The sequence below is a fragment of the Winogradskyella forsetii genome (assembly GCF_013394595.1).
GTDB lineage: Bacteria > Bacteroidota > Bacteroidia > Flavobacteriales > Flavobacteriaceae > Winogradskyella > Winogradskyella forsetii.
On record NZ_CP053348.1, the window covers coordinates 1225457 to 1247099 of the forward strand.

Below are 21643 nucleotides of genomic sequence, written 5' to 3' on the forward strand. Positions count from 1 at the left end.
TTATTCGCATTCAGTGGTTAAGCCATCAATCCATTCGCCGATTAGCACAACGGCTTCTTCATGGATAATATTCCGTCCCAATAATGGCATTCTAATTTCTTCGGCTGCCGTATTTATTCTATAATATAGCACAGAACGTTCTTTTATAGATGGATCTACAATTTTTGTCATTCCAGGAACTTCAGTGTCTGGTTCAGTACAAACCCCTAAATTGGTCTCATTGGCAGTGTCACCAAAAGCAAAGCGCATAGGTCTGTAATCACAATAAGCCAATTCTGTATGGCAATGGGCACAATTGATATCAATATAGGAACGTACTCTTAGGTCAATTGGTTTAGTGTCATCTTTCCAATTCACAACGGTATTTAATGTGGCTGGCAAATTATTTTCTAAATAACCTTCTGCTATTAATTTTTCCAATTGATTTTGAGAACCATCAGCATATAAATATACGTTATTTAAATTTTGTGGTTTTACGCCAATAGGCACTGAATTGTCTCCGCTTTTATGGCAGGTAATGCATTCTACAAATGATGGAATGCGGTAATTGGTGCTTTTTGCAACACCATTTTCCAGAAAATCTATATTTGTAAACGCCCCTTCAAGGCTAAACGCTGCTTCTGTTTGATCATCGTTCCAGATGTAATCGGCAAAATACCAATCGTCCGATTTTTTTAACATCACCCGAGTTTCAATAATACGCGTCGTATTGTCGGGTTGCACATTATTGTAATAGAAGGTTTTTATAAGAAAAGTTCCAACAGGAAAATCAAGATATGTATTATCGGATACGTAATTTGCTTTTACATCACTTGGCATCCAAACAAAACGTTTCTTTTTGGCGTAGTCCGTAAATAAAGTGGAAATTGGTTCATATGGAATGACACCTACAACAGGTTCTTGGGCCTTCATGTCACCTTCAAAAAAGTTATAGTCCGAAAGTGAATTGAAAGGAAAAGCGTCCATGTCAAGTACAACTTGTGAAATTGGTATGTAGTCATCCTCTCGGGCTGATCCTTCATCATTTGAACACGATAAAAGAAGAACCGAAAAAAGCGCTGCAACAGAAAAGAATAGTAGTTTTTTTATGATATATAGTTTTGTTTTAAGCACGAATATAGCAAAAATAGTAATCGTTAAATTGATTATTAGTTAGTTACTATGATTATAGAACAGTTAAGCTTACTTTTTTCCTACCTATTTGTTATTTTATTTATAGATAAATAGAATGATTTTATAGTAAAGCAAGAAAAGCTGTTTATCTATGGTGAGAAAAGCTTCTAAATCAAAAACAAAACGATCTTAAATTATTTATGACAACTTCACATAAAACAGCTATTTTTGTAATAGCCGAGTTAGACTAAGGAATTAATTTACTGAACCTTAAGAAATTTACTTTAGAGTTAAATAAAAATTGGTTAAACAGGAAATAGATATTAGGTCGAGCTCAGGTCAACTGCATATAATTTCCAAAAAATGAAAAAAATAATACTCCTATCCGCAATATTTCTTGGTTTTTACGCCTGTGAAAACAAAATAAAATTAGGTAGTGACGAAGATCCTATACAGGTGAATTGGAATAAAAGAGTCGCAACGATTTCTGCCGTTGATTCTTTAGATTCAGGTCATTCTTATTTGTCGATTTATTCCCAAATTTATAGTTATTCCCAACATAAGACGTATAACCTTACGGCAATGGTAAGTTTGAGAAATGTGAGCATGAAGGATACCATCTACTTAACCAATGTAGATTATTATGACACACATGGAACTCTCTTACGAAGCTATATAGAAAAACCTGTGTATTTGGCACCATTAGAGACTATTGAAATAGTTATCGATGAAGCTGATACTTCAGGAGGTACAGGTTCTAATTTCCTTTTCGATTGGAAAACACCAAAAGGGTGTCCTGAGCCCCTGTTTGAAGGTGTAATGACATCAACTGCGGGACAACAAGGTTTGTCTTTTATTACACATGCTAGACGAATTCGCTAATTTTTATCGCTCGATTCCGACTAGTCTTTATGTTTCATTTTTAATGATAACCATCAACTTTTAATACTAAAATTTCCATTATATTTATTAAAATTACTAAGACCTAAGCACTACTTTTGCGCCATGGTTTTAAGCGACTACACTAAGGAATTTAGATACAATCTTAAACTCGCATCTCCTGTGATGTTGGGCATGCTCGGGCATACTTTTGTGAGTTTTGTGGATAATGTTATGGTAGGTCAGTTGGGAGCGGCAGAACTGGCAGCTGTATCATTAGGTAACAGCTTTATATTTATTGCGATGTCTTTGGGCATTGGCTTTTCTACAGCTATAACCCCTTTAGTGGCAGAAGCAGATACTGAGAAAAATTTCAAAAAGGGGAAGTCGGTTTTTAAACATGGTCTTTTTCTTTGTACGGTTTTAGGATTGTTGTTGTTTGTGATGCTTTTATTTGCCAAACCATTAATGTACGTTATGGATCAGCCAGAAGAAGTGGTTGATTTGGCGATTCCTTATTTAGACTTGGTAGCTTTTTCTTTGGTGCCGTTAATTGTTTTTCAGGCGTTTAAACAATTTAGTGACGGTTTGTCCTTGACCAAATACCCTATGTATGCCACTATTATTGCAAATGTGTTAAACGTGGCCATAAACTATGTGCTGATTTTTGGAAAATTTGGTTTTCCTGAAATGGGAATTGTTGGAGCTGCCGTTGGAACTTTAGTGTCTCGGTTTGTAATGGTCGCCCATTTGTGGTGGTTGCTCGCCAAACGTAAAAAATCTAAAGCCTATGTTACAAATATTAAATTCTTTCAACTCAAAAAATATCCATTAAAAAAGCTGAGCAATTTAGGTTTGCCAAGTGCGATGCAAATGTTTTTTGAAGTTGGGATTTTTACGGCAGCAATCTGGTTAAGTGGAACTTTGGGTGCAAATGCGCAAGCCGCAAACCAAATCGCCTTAAATTTATCTTCAATGACGTTTATGGTCGCTATAGGTTTGAGCGTGGCAGCCATGGTCAGAGTCGGAAATCAAAAAGGTTTAAAAGATTTTAGAGCTTTAAAGCGAATTGCAGAATCTATTTTTTTAGTCGGATTTATATTTGCAGTGATTTTTGCCTTATTGTTTGTTATTTTTCATACTGTGCTTCCAAAGTTATATGTTGATTTAGACGATCCAAAAAATGCTGTTGACACGGCCGAAGTGGTAAAAATTGCGGCTACATTACTATTGGCAGCTGCTGTTTTTCAAATTAGTGATAGTCTTCAAGTTATTGCACTTGGTGCGTTACGCGGACTTCAGGATGTTAAAATGCCAACGCTTATAACATTTATATCCTACTGGGTAATCGGTTTTCCTATTAGTTATTTTTTAGGAAAAGAAGAAGTAATGGGAAGCTTAGGTATTTGGATAGGATTGTTGGTGGGATTGACGGTTGCGGCAATATTGCTCTTCATAAGGTTTAATTATCTAACTAAGAAGTTGATTCTTAACTCAGCGGAATTATGATATCTAAAACATCTATTTTTTGTTATTCGATGAGCTCATTCAAAATCTATATATTTGCATTTAAATTTAGCACCTTCAAGCTTCGTGCTTCAAACCTCTAACTTAACACATGGAACTACCAAAATTCATATTAGGCGACAATACCGATTATCCGGATGCGATTTTTATAATTCATACTGAATTTCCACGTTTTATCATAAATCTCGAAAATGATGAGGTTGAATGGTTTGAGGAATTTGACCAGCATGATGAAAAGGAATTGGAAACCGAAACTGAGAACTACATTCAGCAAGCTACAGATTTTTACGATAGAGAGATTGCTAGATATGATGATTGAGAAAAATAAAATTGAATGTTAGAACAAATTATAGAATTTGATAAAGAATTATTTTTATACCTTAACGGATTAGGTACTGAAACTTGGGACTGGTTCTGGATGGCATATACTACAAAGTGGCATTGGATTCCGCTATATCTATTATTACTTTACTTATTATATAGACGCCTAGGAACCAAGATGGTAGTGCTAACATTGATTACTGCCATTTTTATGGTTACTTTTACAGACCAGATTACCAATTTATTTAAGCATGGTTTTGAACGTTTTAGACCTTGTCATCAAGAAGGTGTAAAAGAATTGATGCGTTTGGTGAGAGAAGGTTGCGGTGGACGATTTGGCTATTTTTCAGGGCATTCTAGTAACTCTATGGGTGTTGCAATTTTAGTCGGATTAATACTTAAGGATAAATACAACTATTTGGTCTACTTACTTTTTATATGGGCCGTTTTAATGGGGTATAGTCGTATTTATATTGGAGTGCATTATCCATTAGATGTACTGTCGGGCATGTTATTTGGTGGTCTTTCAGGCTTTATGTTCTATAAACTCGACAAGTATTTGCAATCTAGATTTACGCTCAAGGAAGTTGACCAAGGCGCTTAAGGGACCGAAACATAAAATCTCATTCCGCTAGCAATTGATTTTGCGGTAGGAAAGTTGAAAGATAATTCGATTTATGCTAGACCAAATTTTACAATACGACAAAGAACTCTTTTTATATCTTAATAATTGGGGATCAGAATATTGGGATAATTTATGGTTGGCAATTACCTATTTGTATTCATCAACACCATTGTATGCTGCTTTGCTATTTTTAATCTATAAGAAATTTGGATGGAAAGCATTGTTGCTAATTGTAGTGATTTTTGCTGGCGTAATTGCGTTTACGGATCAAATTACAAATATATTTAAAGATGCGTTTCAACGTCCTAGACCTTGTGCAGCGGAAGGTATTATAGATTTAACGCGATTTGTTGCACCACGTTGTGGAAACTATGGATTCTTCTCAGGTCATGCGTCAAACTCAATGTCCACGGCTATTTTTGCAGGTTTGTTGTTGCGTCCTTACTACAAAAACTTAATATATTTTCTATTGATTTGGAGCTTAGTTGTAGCCTACAGTCGCATTTATGTCGGTGTGCATTATCCGCTTGATATTTTATGCGGACTTACGTTTGGAGCCCTATCAGGTTTTGGGTTTTACAAACTCTGCAAGTACTTAATCAAGCGTTTTATTTCAGCGTAAGTTGATATAAATGGTTTACCAATCTCGACTTATAATCTCTGGTAGAAAAATTCAAGTCATACGTACCCATAAATTTTATGCTGTATAACTTCGCTAGTTCAGCTATATCTTCAGGATTTGACGTTGAAGTCAATAATCTAAACTGTTTTTCCTTAGGAATTACGATACCGTCTTCAGAAACAATACTCGGAATTTTATCGCCATAATTATAAATGGTTTCTGGAGATACACCATCTAAAGTATAAAGCGAAATATTATCTGAGGAGAGTTCAGAAAATGGTCTGTAATTTTCTTGTGATTGAGACTTTGCCAATGGTAGAGCGAAAAAACCAATACTTAACATAAAGGCAATAACAAGATAAAAAACAACCTTTATGTTTTTAGCCTTTAAATATTTGAAAGTAAAAAAGCCTATAGTGGCTAACACTAAGCTTGAAACAATAAATCTTGCCCAACTAATTCCTGTTAATGAAGGGGCTAAGAAAAAGCCAGAAATCCAGAAAAAAATGCCAATTGCACCTATTAATCCAAAATGAAAATACACAGGAATCGTTTCTTTTTTCGACTTTAAATTCTTGAATTCACGAATTAAATAGTCGATATAACATCCGATATTAATGGCTAATGGAAGTAGCACAGGCATTAAATATCGTGATTTTTTTTCAGGAATAACGGATAATAGAATCACGGCAAAAATCGTCCATAAAATACTAAATCGATACCCCTTCAAATTTGAAACCCTTGATTTCAAGTAAGGGTATAACAAACTAATAAACGCAGGAACTGTCCATAAACCGCTTTGTACAAAGAAACTCCAATAATAGTAAAATGGTCTCACGTTATAACTGCTCCAGTTTGAAGTTTCACGTTCGGCAATTCTGGTAAATGTTTCAGGATCGGCAACCCTAACATGAAAGTACCACCAGCCTCCTAAAACGATTCCAAAAACCAAAAGACTGATTAATTTTAGAAAATGAATTGGTTGGCCTTTAAATTTGAAAGCAATACCGTAAGCTATAACAAAAGGCAAGAAAAGGACATACAGCGAAACGGGTCCTTTTGATAGAACCGAACCCGCTAAAAACAATATAAATAGTAAACTTCTTAAAACTGAAGTATTTCCACTTTGAAATAAAATAAACAACTGATACAACGCCATGAGCATCAACCCATGGGTGTATATATCCCAAGGCGCTTCTATGGTAATTCCGATGCAATAGAACGAGGTCAATACAATGAAACCATTAATTAAGCTGTGTGCTTTTTTTAGCTCTAATTTGAGCGATAAAAGATAGGTGGATATGCCAATACTAGTTAAAAAGAGTAGGGCAGGCCAACGCAAGGCTAACACTGATTTCATACCAAATAAGTATCCGAAAATTGCTGTGATCCATGTTGGCAAAGGCGGTTTTTCATAACGAGCATCGCCATTCATGGTGGTTAAAATCCAATTGTTATCCGTAAGCATTTCCCTTGCCGAAATAAAATTGCGTGCTTCCATTATCGTTACGGGAATAGCGTCAATCGTAAATCCTAACATCAGTATGACAAAAAGTATGAGACTTAAAATCGGATATTTTTCTATCAGTTTAATCATTGGTTTGTCTGATTAAATAAGCATTACGAGCATAAATGACAAGGCCGAATAAATGTCCTATAAACAAAACGGGATCTCTTCTGATAATGGCATAAGTTAATATGAGACCTGCGCCAATTAAACTCAAAACCCAAAATCCCATAGGTAGCGTGGATTCTTTATTTCGCTCAGAATGAATCCATTGATAAACAAAACGTAGCGTAAAAACAACTTGTGCAACGACACCTAAAACTAATAACCAAGTTGGGATGTCCACATTTTTAAATAGTAAATCAACATCGATCTGATTGTTATTGAAGTAAAAAACGACAATAAAAATAGGAACAAAAAACAAGAGGTATTGCACAATTTTCGGGAATTTCTGCCATTGCCCTTGTAGTTGTAGGTTTCTTATATAAATAAAATAAGTTAAACTTTGCCCCAACATGATAGCAAAATCCAATCGTAAATAGCCATATATAAATAAAAGGAAAGAGGCTATTAGACTTAAGGTCCAGAACGTTTTTGGCGTAATGACCTTACGTTGTTTTTCTGACGTGACCCATTGAATAATAAGCCGAGATGAAAATAAAATCTGAGCTAAAAATCCAATGCTATAAACAATCCAGTCTTTCATTTACTGGATTTAGAGACTTCGTAATTAATATACTTTTTCTTCATCCATAAATAAGCAAAACAATCCATAAGTGGGCCAAGAAGACGATTCCAAATTCCAAAATTTGCAGTACCCGCAATACGAGGAAAATGTTGAACCGGAATTTGTACTACACGACCGTTTTGTAACATAATCATGGCTGGTAAAAATCGATGCAACCCTCTAAACATCGGAATGCGCTTGGCATAATCCGTTTTTATAACTTTAAGCGGACAACCTGTATCGTCCATTCCATCATGGGTGAAAGCACGTCTGATGCCGTTGGCAATTTTAGACGACATGTTCTTTACAAATGAATCTTTTCGGTTGGAACGCACGCCCGTTACCAGCTCGTACGAATCGATGTGTTCTAAAAGTTTATTAAAATCCTCTGGTGCAGTTTGTAAGTCTGAATCTATATAGCCAACAAGTTCAGATTCGACATGATCAAAGCCAGCTTTTATAGCAGCACTCAAACCTCGGTTTTGTTTAAATAAAATATATTCAAAAGCAGCGTTACGCTCACAAATGGTTTCAATTAAGGTTTGACTGTTGTCGGATGAACCATCATTCACAAAAAGAATTGACGTAGACACTGTCGCTATGTTAAGATAGTTAGAAAGTTCCGTTTCCACACGTTCTAAATTAGCTTCCTCATTATAAACAGGAACTATGATTGTAAACTTATATGGCATTAGTTTGATGGCTTAGTCGGCACAAAAATATTGTTTTTTTTGATATCAATGCGTTTAATCGCCGTAACCTTCATATTCATGAAACTTGGAAATCATTAAATAGCAGTCATCAGGATTCCATAATGAAAATTCCACTTTTATTTTAAGTTGGATGTTAAGTACATAACTTTTCAATCATGTATCTCGTCATTCAATATTAAAAACTCACAAAGACAATAAATATTCAGCTGCAGCAAAAGGTGTTGTTTTTCCGGCTTCTACCAATTGAATTTGAGATTCTAGTTCAGCTTTAATTTTAGACGCGTTATAAAAATTAGATTTTAAACGGTCTTCAATCGTTTGAAGTAGCCAAAATTTATTCTGGTTATTTCTATTGGTTTTAAAGAAATGGTTGGCTTTTGTGGTCTGTGCGTAGTCCTCAATCATGTTCCATACTTCAGAAATACCTTCCCGTTTCAAAGCGCTACAAAGGGATACTTTTGGCGACCAATTGGAATCTTTTTCAGGATATAGATGTAAGGCTCTATTAAATTCTAGCTTGGCAGATTTTGCGGCTTTTACATTCTCGCCATCCGCTTTGTTAATAACAATGGCATCTGCCATTTCAATAATACCGCGTTTAATGCCCTGTAACTCATCTCCAGCACCTGCCAATTTTAACAATAAGAAGAAATCAACCATGCTATGTACAGCCGTTTCGCTCTGTCCAACCCCAACGGTTTCAATAATAATGGTATCAAAACCTGCAGCTTCACATAGAATAATGGTCTCTCGTGTTTTCCTTGCCACACCTCCCAAAGAATTTCCAGAAGGCGACGGTCTTATAAATGCATTTGGGTTTTTTACCAAATCTTCCATTCGGGTTTTATCTCCCAAAATACTACCTTTACTCAAGCTGCTACTTGGATCCACTGCAAGAACCGCTACTTTTTTTCCTAAAGAGGTGAGGTAAATTCCAAAAGCTTCAATAAAGGTGCTTTTGCCAACGCCAGGAACTCCAGTAATCCCTATTCTAATGGATTTATTGGCGTATGGTAAACATTTGGTAATAATGTGGTTTGCCTTTTTAGAATGTGAAAGATTGGTACTTTCTACTAAAGTAATGGCTCTACTCAATGCCGTAATATTTCCTGAAGTAATTCCCGAAACTAATTCGGTTGTAGACGGTTGTGCTTTACGTTTGGCTTTTAGTGATTTGGCAATATTAGGATTTAAACTGTTAGGCGACTCAACTCCTTCTTGTTCTTGTAAAGCCGATTTATATGTTTTGTTTTTCTTGGTCAAAGTTTGCTTAAAGGTTAAGGGTTTGTAGCCTCGTACTCTTTAATTGGAACTTCAATAAAAGTATCATCCCAAGCCATGGTTAGTTTTAAATTTCCGGTTGTATTGTTAAAAGCGATCGTAAATTTTTCTGCGGTTTCCTCTAATTGTTGCGTGGGCACTTCAAGCACAAGCGCATCATAATTGGGATCCCACATAGGTTCCATTTTTTCATCGACTCCCCATTTGTATTGCTTGGAGTTGAACATCACTTTCCAAGTGTCTTTCATAGGAACAGTCCAAATGGTATATTTTCCTTTTTTCAACCTTAGACCATCTATCGAAAGGACTTTGTTGGTCTCAAAAGTGGTGGCTTCATTGGCGCCAGTTCGCCAAACTTTATCAAATGGAACAAGCGCTCCAAATATTTCACGTTCGCGTTTAGACGGCCGGTTGTATTCCACGGTTAATTTTAAATCGTTAAGTGTGATTTCGGCTGAATCCTTCGGACTCAAACGTTCGGAAAAAATATTTTCAACAAATACTGAATATAACAATAAGCCTATAGCCAATATAGACAAGACAATGAGGAGGCGTTTTAACATAGCGGATTATTACCTTAAAGGATTTTTAGTTTTAAAATAAATATACCAAGTACAGGTATTCAAGATTTAAAGATAATTGAAATCCCTAACTTTATAGAAATCTAACGTCTAATTTTAAGTAAATCTTATAAAAAGAATAAATTTTTAATCTTTTTTGCAACACTTGGAATTTTATAGCGTCTTTACTGTAGAACCAATCAAAAAACCAAAATTAAAATCGGCACGTTTCAAATTCATATTGTTGAAAAATGCAAACAGAATGATCGACAGGCGCAAATGCAATTGTACAATCAGTACTGTGATGGCATGTTAGTGGTGGCGTTTCGTTTTGTAAAGGATACCATGGAAGCCGAAGATATTGTGCAAGAAGCGTTTATAAAGGCGTTTTCAAAGTTAGAACAATATAAAGCTGAAGTTAGTTTTGGAGCTTGGTTAAAGCGTATTGTGATCAATAGGTGTATTGATGTTTTAAAATCGAAGCGACAACGTTTGGTGGAATTGGAGGATTATCATTTGAATGTGATTGAAGATAACGAGGAAGAATGGACTATTGAAGATGGAATAACACTTGAAGCGGTGAAATTGGCGATAGAGGTATTACCAGAAAAATACAAATATGTTGTGATGTTATATTTAATGGAAGGCTACGATCACCAGGAAATAGCAGAGATTTTAAATATTACTGAAGTCGCTTCCAGAACCCAACTATCGCGAGGAAAACAAAAATTACAATTGGCATTAAAAAAAGAAAAAAATGGCACAAAATATTAAGGATTTATTCAAAAATGAGCCTAAGAATGACGACCTAAAAATGTCTAAAGGTCATGAAGCTCGGTTTCTTCAAAAACTGGAAAAGGAGTTTCCAGAAGAACAGAAAAAGTCGAACAGGTCATGGTTTTTAAATATTGCTGCAAGCGTGGTTGTTTTGTTGGGTCTGAGTTATGGAGCGTTTCAGTTTTTTCAAGCTCCTGACCACTCCAATGATTCCATTGAAGTTGCAGATAGCAATTTAAAAACACTGGGAGACATTTCGCCAGATTTAAAAAAAGTGGAAGATTATTATTTGGCAAGTATCAATTTAGAATTGTCTAAAGTAAAGCTCACACCAGAAAACAAGGAGTTGTTTGATGGTTACATATTAAGGCTCAAAGAATTAAATGACGAGTACAATAAGTTAATCATTGAGCTCAATGATAACGGACCAAACGAAGCCACTTTAGATGCTTTAATTGAAAATTTAAAATACAGGCTCAATCTTGTGATGCGTCTTAAAGAAAAGCTTGCAGCATTTAGTGACGATACATTTGAACAAGAAAGTGTTTAGATCTTTATCATCCATAGTCCAATTAAAGCATCTCTAAATATAATATTAATACAATCAAATCAATCAATCAATCAATCAATCAATCAATCAGCCTGAGCTAAGGCTTGGGTAAACAAAGTCAAATCAAAAAACGAACAGATTTTATTCAGCTCGACTGGGTATTTCTAAAAATCAAAAAACATGAACTTTACAAAAAACAATTACGAACACTACACAGAAAACAGGAACTCTGTAAGTAAAAAAACAATCACCATTTTAATGCTCTGCCTAATCACTGTTTTTGGTTATGCACAGAAAAAAATGACTAAAACATCGCAATCCATTAAGGTGAGTAAGGATGTGGTTGTCGAATTAAATACAAGCTATGTTGAAATTGAATTAGATACATGGAACAAAGATGTTGTTGAGGTGGAAGCCTATATTGAAGGCCAAAAATTAACAGAAGAAGAATTGAAAAGCGCTTTGCAAGCATGGAACCTAAAAGTGGAAGGCTCTAATGATAAGGTCGTTATTTCGTCGAAAGGAGGGCGTACCATCGATATATATGGGGACGGTAATTACGAGGTAATATTAAAAGATTTGGAATTTGAATTAGCAGATTTGCCAGAAATGCCAAGACTGCCAGAGATGCCAGCAATGCCACATATAGCAGAATTTCCTGACATGCCAGAAATGCCTAAGATGCCAGAAATGCCAGAACTACCAGAATTGCCAAAAGGTGTCAATACTATTACTTTTGATTATGATAAATATCAAAAAGAAGGGGAATCTTATTTAGCGGAATGGAGTAAAACCTACGAAAAAAAAGGCGGCAAGGAGCTTCAGAAGCGTATGGAAGAATGGGCTCGGAAATTTGGTGAATCAGGCTACCAAGAAAAGATGGAAAAATGGGGAGAAGAATATGGTAAACGTTTTGAAGGCAAATGGGCAAAAGACATGGAAAAATGGGGAGAGAAATTCGGCGAAAAATACGGTAAGGATATGGAAAAATGGGGAGAGGAATTTGGCGAAAAATTTGGCAAAGAATGGGAGGAAAAAATGGAAGCTTGGGGAGAACGTTTTGGTGAAGAAATGGAGCAGCGATCCAAGGCTATGGAACAAAGGGGAGAAGCTATGGAGAAGCGACAAGAGGAACTCGCCAAACGACACGAGCATTTGGCAAATAGAAGAGAATCCATATTGGTAGAACGTTTAGAATCTGGTAAGACGAATAAAGTCAAAAAAGTCATAAAAATTAAAATCCCGAAAAAAGCAAAATTGAAAACCAATATTAGACATGGAGAATTGAAAATATCGTCTGTAATTCATCATATGAGCGGTGATATTTCGCATTCATTTTTAGTAGCAGAACACATTGATGGAAGTGACACTTCCATCAATGTGTCTTATTCGCCTGTTGTGGTAAATACATGGAATTTAGGGACTTTAAATCTGAATTTTGTGGATAAGGCACAAATTAAAACGGCTCAGAATTTAGTGCTTAATTCTAAATCGTCTAATATCACCATAGAAAATTTGAATGATACAGCCATTATTGATGGTAGTTTTGGAGACTTAACGATTTCTAATTTAAGTGCAAGTTTTAAGAACCTCAATCTGGTCTTGGAAAACAGTGATGCGTTAATCAATTTGCCAAAAGATGTAGATTATACACTTTATTTTAAAGGTAATCGATCAAAGTATAATAATAAAGTAACGGGTCAGAAAACCATTCGTAATTATCCTGATGGACAAAGTTCCAGTCGAAATATTATGGTTAATGCTAAGTTTAGCAATGTGATTATAAATTAATATTAAAACCGTACTTTTATAGAGAAACAATTACTTTAAATTTATATGAGGTCCATTACTCAATTTGCTATAGTGTGCTTTTTTACAGCATGCTTTTTTTGTTGTAAAACAGAAACCAACACGGAAACCAAAACTGAAGCAGACACTTATAATGAGTTTATTTCAAATTTAAAAGCAAAAGGAATTGCAACGGGCAATATTTTAGTTTACAAAGATGGGAAAGTGATTCATAAAAGTTCCAATGGATTGCGATCCATAAACCCCATGGATTCATTGGACTTTAATTCTCAGTTTAGGTTAGCATCAGTAAGTAAACAATTTACTGGTATGGCGATTATGAAATTGAAAGAAATGGGAAAGCTCGATTATGATCAAAAAGTCAATACCATTTTAACAGACTTTCCTTATGATAATATTACAATTCGTCAATTATTGCACCATACTTCTGGACTTACGGATTACGAACGTTTAATAGCTGAAAATTTTGTTAAAGCAGATACTGCCAAAACCTATACTTTGGGTAATGACGAGATATTAAAAGCGTTTTATAGTGTAGATCCAGAATTAGATTTTGAACCGGGTGAACGCTTCGAATATAGTAACACAGGTTATTTGGTTTTAGCCTCAATTGTAGAAAAACTATCTGGTCAGCATTTCAGGGATTTTTTGAAGGAACAAATTACGGATCCAGTGGGTATGACAAATACAGTCTTGTATAAATATCAAATACAGTCTGACCCAAAGATGCCAAATCGTGTTTTTGGACATCAATTAGCATTGAACCAACAAGATTTGATACCTAATGATTATAACATTGTAAATGATGTAAGAGGTGATGGTGGTATATTTTCAACTTTGGAGGATTTATACAAATGGAATCTAGCATTGGCTAATCACACGGTAATATCAAAAGACTATTTAGATGAAGCTTGGACGCCTGGAACTTTAAACAATGGAGAACAAACAAATTATGGTTTTGGGTGGTTTATAGATAACGAATCAAATAAGCCAAAAACTGTGTTTCATTCTGGTGGTTGGGTTGGTTTTATAACGTTTTTGCATAATGAAATAGACACAAAGAGTGGATTCATCATATTAACGAATAATACATCAAATGACTTTGGAACTATTATCAGTGGAATTTCTAATATCAGGGAAGGCAAACCTTATGAGCTGCCCAAAACACAGATTGCTATGGAAATGGCAAAACGAATCTTAACCGAAGATACTTCTAGTGCGATTAGCTTCTTTCAATCTAAAAAAACGGATACGCTTAATTACAAAATTTCAGAGAATGACTTGAATGTTTTAGGTTATCGACTATTAAATGAAGATGAATTAGATGCTGCTTTAAGTGTTTTTAAATTAAATATTGAAGAGCATCCCAATTCTGCTAACCCATACGATAGTTATGGTGATGCACTGTTGATGAAGGGCGATTCTGTTAAAGCGCTTGAGAACTTCAAAAAATGCTTTGAAATGGATAGTACTTTAGTCTATGCAAAAGACAAATCCGAAAAATTAGAAGCGGCTCTTAAAAAATGACATTAGCAGAATTGTTTATGACGATTAAAGCCCATCCTTTGGTTGATCCGTCAATTCCTATCAGCGCTTACAAACCGATAGACTTATCTATTCACAATTCTGAACTCAAGGCTATCAATGTGTCATCTTCTAAGGATTTAGAAACCTTTATTTGGAATTTTAGGAGTCAAAATAATGCAAAAGTCGTTTATGGCGGTTATTTAGAACAACGCGGCATTTATCAGCGCAGCATTTATTTCAACCAGCAAAATACGGAACTAGAACGCAATATTCATTTAGGTTTAGACCTTTGGATAGAGGCTGAAACCCCAATTTTTGCACCTTTGGAAGGCAGCATTCATAGTTTTAAAAACAATACCAATCATGGCGATTATGGCCCAACGCTGATTTTAAAACATGATATCTCTAATTGTACGTTTTACACATTGTATGGTCATTTAAGTGTTGAATCTATTGCTAAAATAAAAGTAGGAGCTGAAGTGAAGCAAGGCGAACAAATAGCAACACTGGGAACTGCTGAAGTTAATGGTGATTATCCACCACATTTACATTTTCAAATCCTAAAAGATATTCAGGATTATGAAGGGGATTATCCTGGTGTTTGTAATCAACAAGATTTAAACTTTTATAAAGAGAATTGTCCTGATCCTAATTTGCTTTTGAAATTGTAAAAAAGTGGCACTAATTGCAGTATGCAACAAGCTCTTAAAACAAGCTTTTTCAATCGCTAAATCAGGATTTATATTTGACCATGGATATAAAAGCACGCTAGTGAAAAATTGATGGAGTATTACCTGTTTTTTAGCACAGTGCTTTGTTGGCAACTTGCTTATATATTACTATAAAAATTTCTAATAAATTCGATGATTTCATTATCATGCTCATAAATCAAATATGTAATAAGAAAAATAAGAAAATTTCTAAGCAAGTTAAACCACATCTTTACATCAACAAAAAGATTTAGTTTTAATTTATTGATAAATTCAGCTTTTTTAAATTTCGAAATTGATGTACTATCATCCAAATTTGAAAGTTCGTTTTTAATTGCTGCATTAAATTGAACTTTAATTTTATTGCTTAATTTAAGTATTTTGTAAATGTTATAAAATTCAAAAAAGATGAATAAACAAGTAAAAACGACTATCAGAATTGTTTCAGTATTGTGTTGTTTGGATAAAACAAGAAATACCAAAAATGAAAACATAAAAATGTTGACTAGTAGAAAAGATAAACTATTTCTTAAAAAAAGCCTCAATTCATTAATACCAGATAGTTCATTAAGTTCATAAAGTTTAAATTGAATTTTATTTTTACTTAAATTTGTAATAGAAGTGTGCGATAGCATTCGAATTTGTGTAGTTAAATGTGCGTTTAAAGTACTAAATAAAAGAACAATACCGATTATAAAAATAAATGAGACCACAAAAAAACCTTTTTCCCAATTTTCGTAAATAGATTTTCCAATTACTAATAGAACAATACCAAAAGTAAATCCTAAATTGTTTGCAGTTAGTTCTCCTCGATTATTTATTTTATTTATTCGTGGTAATGACAATCGTATAAATTTTTCATTTTTTTTCTTTTTCTTTAGTAGTTTATTGTCATATGCTAGTTTGAGAATATTCTTTAAATTGACTATAGATTTTGAATTAAAATACCAGTATACCGATAGAAAAAGCATAAGAAATATTAGAACAGATATTTTTGAGTTACTAAATTTATCTGGCATATATGCAGATAATAGAATATAAGCTATTGTTATAGCGAATGAGCCTATTGAAAAGTATTTTGGGACTAAAGGATTATTTTTTTTATATATAAAATCTTGCAAGGGTTTATCTGCATCATCAGTTTTGAAAAGCGTTTTTAAATATTGAAGTTCAATGTTTTCATCAAAATTGAAATCTTCAATAAATTGTTCTTTTGTATAATTTCGATTTTCTTCCTTTAACACTTTATTGCGATGAAATAAAAATAAGCTTTCTAGTGGGAAATGTTCTATATAAAAGATGTGAATTGTGGTAGTATAATGAATGAAAAAATTAAGAATATATATTAGTTTATCTTTTAAATTTAGTTTTAAGAAATTATATTTATAAACTTTAGATTGAATAGCATGAATTTTGGGACTAATTATATATTGCTCATAATGATTTTCACATAGTAATAAATCATAATGCTTTCTTTTACAGTTTTTTATGTTGCAGGTTTTTATTGAATATTTAAAGTGAGTAGAAATCTTTTTAAAAAAAAACATTTTTATTAATTTTCTATGCAATATAAATTCTTTAAAATTATTTTGATAAAAATTTATCCTTATAATATTTATGACTGTTTTTCAGAGCTTGTTGCCAACGTGTTTGTGTATGATTAGTGGCGAGTTAAAGCACCTAATTTAGCAAATAAAAACCGAATAGAAAATCCGCGAGGATTTTCGTAAGTAGGCGAGAACCAGCCATTAATTATACACGTTGTATGCAGTTGTTTCATTCAGTTCCTGTTTTTGATTTAAATCAACATTAAATTCATAACTAAGGGTAAAATAACTAAATACCCATATCATAATTATAAAAAAACGATAGGATTTTTTATCTAAGTATTCATCTGCTGCCATAAATTCGTGAATGATAGTCGAAATTAAAACTATAATAAACACTATAAATTTTGAATATTCTGTATGTGTGTTTATGAAACTTAATAAGAATATTAATAAAAGTGGTTGAAATGAATATCGAAAGATAATTTTAAAAATATCTTCATAAGGTAAGTCTTCATCTACTTTTACATTAATATCTCCTAATTCGTGATAATTGCTAATTCCTTGATAATAATTATATTTTTGTTTCCTTAAATTGTGTTGTCTTAGAAACACAATAGTCACTCTAATTGCTACTGCAATTATTGCGCCCATAAACTGGTAAAAAATATTGATGCTAAAGAACAAGTCTATGTATGTTAGTACTTTCTCCATTAAAACCTGTTTTTAAGCCAATAGTTAATTCTGCGAGATTTTTCCCTTAAGAATGTTTTCCATAGATTATTAGTTTCTATTCCGCTTAAATCTGAATCATTTTTATAGTATTCTAATTGAACTCCAGGTGTTAATAACGGAATGAAATAATTATCCAAGTGCTCTTGTTCTATTGAAATAGTTATTTTGCATAACAAATTTATTTCGAGTAATCTTTTTAATTGACTGTGATATTTTTCGTGTTCTGTATATTTTTTTTGCAATAAATAAATTGCATTTTGTGGGTTTACTTGATAGTTCCAATCAATAATAAATTCATCGTAAAGAACTTTATCAATATCTAAATCATTTTCATTTGAAATACTTAAATCCATCCAATGAAAACATAATAAGATGGACTTCAAAGCTTGCATTTCATAAAATGATGAGTTTTTCCACCTGTCGAAGCCATTTTTTATAAGATATAATTGAAATTCGTTTGGATTTAATCCTTTTGTTTTTTCAAATAAATGATTCAATTCATTTCTCGTATCAAATGTAATTGTTGTTTGCCCACTTCTAATTGTAAAACTTGATGGATATATAAAAGTTCCCTCTAAAGAAATGTTTTTTATTGCCGGACTTTCTGTAAAAGAATTATCATTATAAGTAATATTAATCCGTTTCATTATTTAATAGTTTTCATATGATTTCAATGTTTTTTCTCAATTGCATACAACGTGTTTGTGTATGATTAGTTGCGTGGTTAAGCACGTAATTTAGCAAATAAAAACCGAATAGAAAATCCGCGAGGATTTTCGTAAGTAGGCTTGAACCAAGCAATTAATTATACACGGTGTTGCCATACGTTTTTTATCCTTTTTTCATTATCAGCATACTGTACGAATAACGTCCATTCGGCAGTCGGTTTAAAAAGTTCTGAAATTGTTCTTTCAATTCAAATTCTTTGTTGATTATCGAAATCAGTTTTCTTGCTTTTATAACTTCAGCTGGTAATTTTACTTTATTTTGATTGTAATAATAGTCAGATTCTAATTCCCAATAAGATGCAGTATTTATTTTTCCATCTTTAATTGCTTTAAAAAAAGTCGTTGTTCCATCTAATCCGCTAATACAGTTTTCGACTTCGTTGCAGTCTTTTAGGTTTTCAAATCCGTGGTTATTCAGTTCCGAAATCAGTTTTTCCGCCATAGAATTCGGAATCGCAATTTTTTGAATTATGCTATCTTTTCTAATTCCCTTTCTATTCGTAGTCCAAACCGAATGAGTAAGAGTTCCGTTAAATTCCCCATTTTTGAAATCAATCAATTCTACATTTTGATAATCCTCAATTTGAACACGATAAATTCGGTCGTGTTTCTTTGCGTCAAATTCGGTCAATCCAAATCGTTTTTCAGATTTAGTTTGAGAGAAGCAGAAATTAATTCCAATTCCTAAAAATATTAATATGTAAATCGTTTTTCTCAAATGTATGGCAACACCTAAATAAAGTTACTTTAACAAGGGAAGTAACGTTATTTCGCTATAGTATTATCCTCTTGAGTGTTTTCAGTAAAGTTAGCATATTTAATTTGTAATGCTGAAACTTAATATGATCAAATCTCGTAAGTATAAATATGAGAATAAAATTAATCTGGTTACTCTTTTTACTTCCGTTGGGTCTATTGGCTCAAAAAATTGATAACACTGCTTCATTTCGAAATATTGAAAAAAATAGCTATTTCAGGTTTCATTACGATAATGATTATTTTGCTGCTACAGATGAAAACTACACACAAGGTTATAATTTTGAATTGGTTTTACCTAGTTTAGAAAAGAATCCAATCAATCATCTGTTTTTTAAACCAAAAGCTGTTTCAGCCAAATACGGACTCTCCATTGAACATATTGGTTATACACCAAACGATTATGTGAGTGAATCCATTCAGGTTGGAGACCGACCATTTGCTGCAGCAATTATGCTTAAAAGTTTCACCATAGCCACGGATAGCATCCGAAAAACCAGAATATCACAAGCCTTGAGTTTTGGTTTAATTGGTCCTGGTGCTTTCGGAAAAGAAATGCAAGTCGGAATTCATGAAGCTACAGGGAACAAAATACCTAAAGGTTGGGACCATCAGATTAAGAATGATGTGATCATTAATTATAGAATAGATTATGAGAAACGTGTATATCGTTATCATAATTTAGTTGGATTACAAGCTAATGCTTCAGCACAATTAGGAACCTTATTTACCAATGTTTCTGCAGGTTTTAATATGCAACTCGGCATTTTGAATTCAGCTCTTGACGGCCCAAAAAATAAAAAGAATTTTCAGGTTTATTTTTATGGACAACCGGCACTGAATATAATTGCTTATGATGCTTCGCTTCAAGGAGGTCTATTCAACACTAAAAGTCCTTACACTATTTCATCGAACAATTTAGAGCGTTTTACAGCAAGCTACAATTACGGTTTGGTTCTAAAAACCAAAACGCTTTACTTCGAATATACTAGATCTGCAATTACTAGGGAATTCAAAACTGGTGCATCCGCTAAATGGGGAGGCATTAGGATCGGATTTACGTTTTAAGAGGTATCACTCCATGTATGGTTTATAAAATGGTCAATTAAAAGGTTGTCATAAGATTAATCTGGAATTGTTTAAATTTGATATCATCAGTTTTATCATATGAAAAACGTCGTAATCAGAATTGTTGACTTAATCAAAAAACGCGAGTTGAAATTTATGTTTAATGGGATTTCAAAACGTGTTTATTCAAAAAATAAAGCTTTTGGATTAAAACGGGATTTGAATCTTCCGTTTCAAAATCCTAATGCTAAATTGGACTTGTTAATCAGGCCTTTTAAATCTGAGGATTCAGCATACTTTACAATGGACTTACAAAATGATGGACTCATTGAAAAAGAAATTCCCTATTGCTATGTGGCGGCCACTACAGAAAACACACCTTGTTTTAGGCAATGGCTTATTGGTTCTGATCAACAGGATAGTATCAAAGAGTTTTGGGGAGAGACTTTTCCTGTTTTGAGAAAAGATGAGCTATTATTGGAAGGCGGTTTTACGATTCCAAATTTTAGGCATAACGGAATTATGCCAGCGGCAATTACGAGAATAATTGATAAAAGAAGGCATTTAAATGTGCGCTGGGTAATTACCTTTGTTGGCATTGAAAATATACCATCATTAAAAGGTATTCACCGTTCGGGTTTTAAACCATATGTTCTGAGAACTGAAAAATGGTTTTTGTTTAAAAGAACTGTAGTTTTTGAAGACGTGCCTAAGGAAATGATAGATCAGTATTCAAACGATGTTATAAGTTGAATACACACATCATTTACCTGAATTCTCAAATCCCATATGTGATTCGGATTTCAAAACAGAAACACGCATAAAACAGCAATTTTAATTAATTGTTCGGAAGAAGATAATTGCCGTCATAACTACCGCTAATTAATTGACCGTCATTCCGCGTAAATGTAAACGTAAACACAATATTAAATGCTGTGAAATTGGTAATGTTAACCGAACCTGATTGCGCAAATACATCAGCTTCAGGATCATCATTAGATAATAGTAGTGTTCCTGGCGAAAATTCACTGTTTACTATAGATCCGTTAATTGAAATATCATAATTTTCAATATCGGTATATGTGGTAACTTCTAGACTTTCATCTTCAATTTCAAAATTTACAAGCGCAATATCCTCCAAATCGCCGTTGCCAGTAGCTTCTGAACTTGTTTTATTCCATAGACTTATTTTTATTGGGCTTGGATTAGTTGCTGATGTATTTTCGTCAATGATTATTGCGGTAGTTATAGGGTAGGTAACACCATCAAAAATAAATTCATTGGTGTTTTCTGGGATGGTAGTATTGTCCTCTGGCGCACAAGCTGCAAAAATAAGGGCAAGGAGTAACGTGAATACGTAATGGGATTTGGGTTTCATAATTCTCTAATTTATAAGTAGGTATTGAAGGTAAATATATAAATAAAATTTTTATGAATAAATTGGGCTTAGAGCAGCGCACATTTTTGGGATTTATATTTGGCGATGTTTCTCATTTGAGCCTTTTTTAATTTCGAATAATTTATTTCTGTTTTGGTTGAAGTTTTCTCAGCTATAAGAAAC

23 protein-coding genes and 1 pseudogene are annotated in these 21643 nt (G+C 33.4%); 13 read left to right on the forward strand and 11 right to left on the reverse strand.

Features of this window, described 5'->3' with window-relative positions:
* A complete protein-coding gene (locus HM987_RS05190; RefSeq protein ID WP_229724609.1) occupies positions 1-1113 on the reverse strand; it encodes a hypothetical protein in 1113 nt (370 codons plus the stop codon).
* A 363-nt stretch (positions 1114-1476) separates the two neighbouring features.
* On the opposite strand from HM987_RS05190, the gene HM987_RS05195 reads away from it, so the two are divergent.
* From HM987_RS05195 to HM987_RS05215, 5 genes are all read left to right on the forward strand, one after another.
* A complete protein-coding gene (locus HM987_RS05195) occupies positions 1477-1995 on the forward strand; it encodes a DUF3124 domain-containing protein (protein WP_179005861.1) in 519 nt (172 codons plus the stop codon).
* A 123-nt stretch (positions 1996-2118) separates the two neighbouring features.
* Positions 2119-3501 (forward strand): MATE family efflux transporter, encoded by a 1383-nt coding sequence (locus tag HM987_RS05200; protein WP_179005863.1) that lies wholly within the window; start codon positions 2119-2121, stop codon positions 3499-3501.
* A gap of 109 nt (positions 3502-3610) precedes the next feature.
* Complete coding sequence (locus tag HM987_RS05205; RefSeq protein WP_179005865.1) at positions 3611-3838, forward strand: hypothetical protein; 228 nt, start codon at positions 3611-3613, stop codon at positions 3836-3838.
* Between the two features lie 15 nt (positions 3839-3853).
* Positions 3854-4444 carry a phosphatase PAP2 family protein gene (locus tag HM987_RS05210; protein ID WP_179005867.1) on the forward strand — a complete coding sequence of 197 codons (591 nt, stop codon included), beginning with the start codon at positions 3854-3856 and terminating at the stop codon, positions 4442-4444.
* Positions 4445-4517: 73 nt separating this feature from the next.
* A complete protein-coding gene (locus HM987_RS05215) occupies positions 4518-5087 on the forward strand; it encodes a phosphatase PAP2 family protein (RefSeq protein WP_179005869.1) in 570 nt (189 codons plus the stop codon).
* Here HM987_RS05215 and HM987_RS05220 read toward each other — a convergent pair.
* From HM987_RS05220 to HM987_RS05240, 5 genes are all read right to left on the reverse strand, one after another.
* The gene (locus tag HM987_RS05220) at positions 5074-6684 is read right to left on the reverse strand and encodes an ArnT family glycosyltransferase (protein ID WP_179005871.1); all 1611 of its coding nucleotides are present in this window, start codon (positions 6682-6684) and stop codon (positions 5074-5076) included. The two genes, HM987_RS05215 and HM987_RS05220, sit on opposite strands and share 14 nt — an antisense overlap.
* Positions 6677-7300, reverse strand: a complete 624-nt coding sequence (locus HM987_RS05225; protein WP_179005873.1) for a lipid-A-disaccharide synthase N-terminal domain-containing protein — start codon at positions 7298-7300, stop codon at positions 6677-6679. Before HM987_RS05225 ends, HM987_RS05220 begins: the two co-directional genes overlap by 8 nt.
* Positions 7297-8013 (reverse strand): glycosyltransferase family 2 protein, encoded by a 717-nt coding sequence (locus tag HM987_RS05230; RefSeq protein ID WP_179005875.1) that lies wholly within the window; start codon positions 8011-8013, stop codon positions 7297-7299. Before HM987_RS05230 ends, HM987_RS05225 begins: the two co-directional genes overlap by 4 nt.
* Positions 8014-8217: 204 nt before the next feature.
* Positions 8218-9297 (reverse strand): methylmalonyl Co-A mutase-associated GTPase MeaB, encoded by a 1080-nt coding sequence (meaB, locus tag HM987_RS05235; RefSeq protein WP_179005878.1) that lies wholly within the window; start codon positions 9295-9297, stop codon positions 8218-8220.
* Positions 9298-9311: 14 nt separating this feature from the next.
* Entirely contained in the window at positions 9312-9878 is a 567-nt protein-coding gene (locus HM987_RS05240; RefSeq protein ID WP_179005880.1) for a DUF2911 domain-containing protein, read from the reverse strand.
* A 216-nt stretch (positions 9879-10094) separates the two neighbouring features.
* On the opposite strand from HM987_RS05240, the gene HM987_RS05245 reads away from it, so the two are divergent.
* The 6 genes and pseudogenes from HM987_RS05245 to HM987_RS19500 all read left to right on the forward strand — a co-directional run.
* Positions 10095-10649 (forward strand): RNA polymerase sigma factor, encoded by a 555-nt coding sequence (locus HM987_RS05245; protein ID WP_179009903.1) that lies wholly within the window; start codon positions 10095-10097, stop codon positions 10647-10649.
* Positions 10633-11202 (forward strand): hypothetical protein, encoded by a 570-nt coding sequence (locus HM987_RS05250; RefSeq protein WP_179005882.1) that lies wholly within the window; start codon positions 10633-10635, stop codon positions 11200-11202. Before HM987_RS05245 ends, HM987_RS05250 begins: the two co-directional genes overlap by 17 nt.
* Positions 11203-11382: 180 nt before the next feature.
* Positions 11383-12993, forward strand: a complete 1611-nt coding sequence (locus tag HM987_RS05255; RefSeq protein WP_179005884.1) for a hypothetical protein — start codon at positions 11383-11385, stop codon at positions 12991-12993.
* A gap of 45 nt (positions 12994-13038) precedes the next feature.
* Positions 13039-14538: a serine hydrolase domain-containing protein gene (locus HM987_RS05260; RefSeq protein ID WP_179005886.1), complete on the forward strand. Its 1500-nt coding sequence runs from the start codon at positions 13039-13041 to the stop codon at positions 14536-14538.
* Complete coding sequence (locus tag HM987_RS05265) at positions 14535-15209, forward strand: peptidoglycan DD-metalloendopeptidase family protein (protein ID WP_179005888.1); 675 nt, start codon at positions 14535-14537, stop codon at positions 15207-15209. The genes HM987_RS05260 and HM987_RS05265 overlap by 4 nt, the downstream gene beginning before the upstream one ends.
* Positions 15208-15321 (forward strand): annotated as a pseudogene (locus HM987_RS19500) (IS110 family transposase); the annotation flags it as partial. The gene HM987_RS05265 and the pseudogene HM987_RS19500, both read left to right, overlap by 2 nt.
* Positions 15322-15367: 46 nt before the next feature.
* Here the strand turns inward: HM987_RS19500 and HM987_RS05270 are convergent.
* The 4 genes from HM987_RS05270 to HM987_RS05285 form a co-directional block, all read right to left on the reverse strand.
* The gene (locus HM987_RS05270; RefSeq protein WP_179005890.1) at positions 15368-16795 is read right to left on the reverse strand and encodes a hypothetical protein; all 1428 of its coding nucleotides are present in this window, start codon (positions 16793-16795) and stop codon (positions 15368-15370) included.
* 201 nt (positions 16796-16996) lie between these two features.
* Positions 16997-17509 (reverse strand): hypothetical protein, encoded by a 513-nt coding sequence (locus HM987_RS05275; protein ID WP_179005892.1) that lies wholly within the window; start codon positions 17507-17509, stop codon positions 16997-16999.
* The gene (locus HM987_RS05280; protein ID WP_179005894.1) at positions 17509-18177 is read right to left on the reverse strand and encodes a hypothetical protein; all 669 of its coding nucleotides are present in this window, start codon (positions 18175-18177) and stop codon (positions 17509-17511) included. The genes HM987_RS05275 and HM987_RS05280 overlap by 1 nt, the downstream gene beginning before the upstream one ends.
* Positions 18178-18361: 184 nt before the next feature.
* Positions 18362-18889 (reverse strand): hypothetical protein, encoded by a 528-nt coding sequence (locus HM987_RS05285; protein WP_179005896.1) that lies wholly within the window; start codon positions 18887-18889, stop codon positions 18362-18364.
* 236 nt (positions 18890-19125) lie between these two features.
* On the opposite strand from HM987_RS05285, the gene HM987_RS05290 reads away from it, so the two are divergent.
* Complete coding sequence (locus HM987_RS05290) at positions 19126-20082, forward strand: lipid A deacylase LpxR family protein (protein WP_179005898.1); 957 nt, start codon at positions 19126-19128, stop codon at positions 20080-20082.
* A gap of 99 nt (positions 20083-20181) precedes the next feature.
* Entirely contained in the window at positions 20182-20835 is a 654-nt protein-coding gene (locus HM987_RS05295) for a GNAT family protein (protein WP_179005900.1), read from the forward strand.
* 85 nt (positions 20836-20920) lie between these two features.
* Here the strand turns inward: HM987_RS05295 and HM987_RS05300 are convergent, their stop codons facing one another.
* Complete coding sequence (locus tag HM987_RS05300) at positions 20921-21460, reverse strand: hypothetical protein (RefSeq protein WP_179005902.1); 540 nt, start codon at positions 21458-21460, stop codon at positions 20921-20923.
* Between the last annotated feature and the right edge of the window lie 183 nt (positions 21461-21643).

Coding starts and splice junctions, on each gene's coding strand:
- HM987_RS05195 (WP_179005861.1), top strand. CDS start 1,477: ATGAAAAAAATAATACTCCTATCCGCAATATTTCTTGGTTTTTACGCC.
- HM987_RS05200 (WP_179005863.1), top strand. CDS start 2,119: ATGGTTTTAAGCGACTACACTAAGGAATTTAGATACAATCTTAAACTC.
- HM987_RS05205 (WP_179005865.1), top strand. CDS start 3,611: ATGGAACTACCAAAATTCATATTAGGCGACAATACCGATTATCCGGAT.
- HM987_RS05210 (WP_179005867.1), top strand. CDS start 3,854: ATGTTAGAACAAATTATAGAATTTGATAAAGAATTATTTTTATACCTT.
- HM987_RS05215 (WP_179005869.1), top strand. CDS start 4,518: ATGCTAGACCAAATTTTACAATACGACAAAGAACTCTTTTTATATCTT.
- HM987_RS05220 (WP_179005871.1), bottom strand. CDS start 6,684: ATGATTAAACTGATAGAAAAATATCCGATTTTAAGTCTCATACTTTTT.
- HM987_RS05225 (WP_179005873.1), bottom strand. CDS start 7,300: ATGAAAGACTGGATTGTTTATAGCATTGGATTTTTAGCTCAGATTTTA.
- HM987_RS05230 (WP_179005875.1), bottom strand. CDS start 8,013: ATGCCATATAAGTTTACAATCATAGTTCCTGTTTATAATGAGGAAGCT.
- HM987_RS05240 (WP_179005880.1), bottom strand. CDS start 9,878: ATGTTAAAACGCCTCCTCATTGTCTTGTCTATATTGGCTATAGGCTTA.
- HM987_RS05250 (WP_179005882.1), top strand. CDS start 10,633: ATGGCACAAAATATTAAGGATTTATTCAAAAATGAGCCTAAGAATGAC.
- HM987_RS05255 (WP_179005884.1), top strand. CDS start 11,383: ATGAACTTTACAAAAAACAATTACGAACACTACACAGAAAACAGGAAC.
- HM987_RS05260 (WP_179005886.1), top strand. CDS start 13,039: ATGAGGTCCATTACTCAATTTGCTATAGTGTGCTTTTTTACAGCATGC.
- HM987_RS05265 (WP_179005888.1), top strand. CDS start 14,535: ATGACATTAGCAGAATTGTTTATGACGATTAAAGCCCATCCTTTGGTT.
- HM987_RS05270 (WP_179005890.1), bottom strand. CDS start 16,795: ATGTTTTTTTTTAAAAAGATTTCTACTCACTTTAAATATTCAATAAAA.
- HM987_RS05275 (WP_179005892.1), bottom strand. CDS start 17,509: ATGGAGAAAGTACTAACATACATAGACTTGTTCTTTAGCATCAATATT.
- HM987_RS05280 (WP_179005894.1), bottom strand. CDS start 18,177: ATGAAACGGATTAATATTACTTATAATGATAATTCTTTTACAGAAAGT.
- HM987_RS05290 (WP_179005898.1), top strand. CDS start 19,126: ATGAGAATAAAATTAATCTGGTTACTCTTTTTACTTCCGTTGGGTCTA.
- HM987_RS05295 (WP_179005900.1), top strand. CDS start 20,182: ATGAAAAACGTCGTAATCAGAATTGTTGACTTAATCAAAAAACGCGAG.
- HM987_RS05300 (WP_179005902.1), bottom strand. CDS start 21,460: ATGAAACCCAAATCCCATTACGTATTCACGTTACTCCTTGCCCTTATT.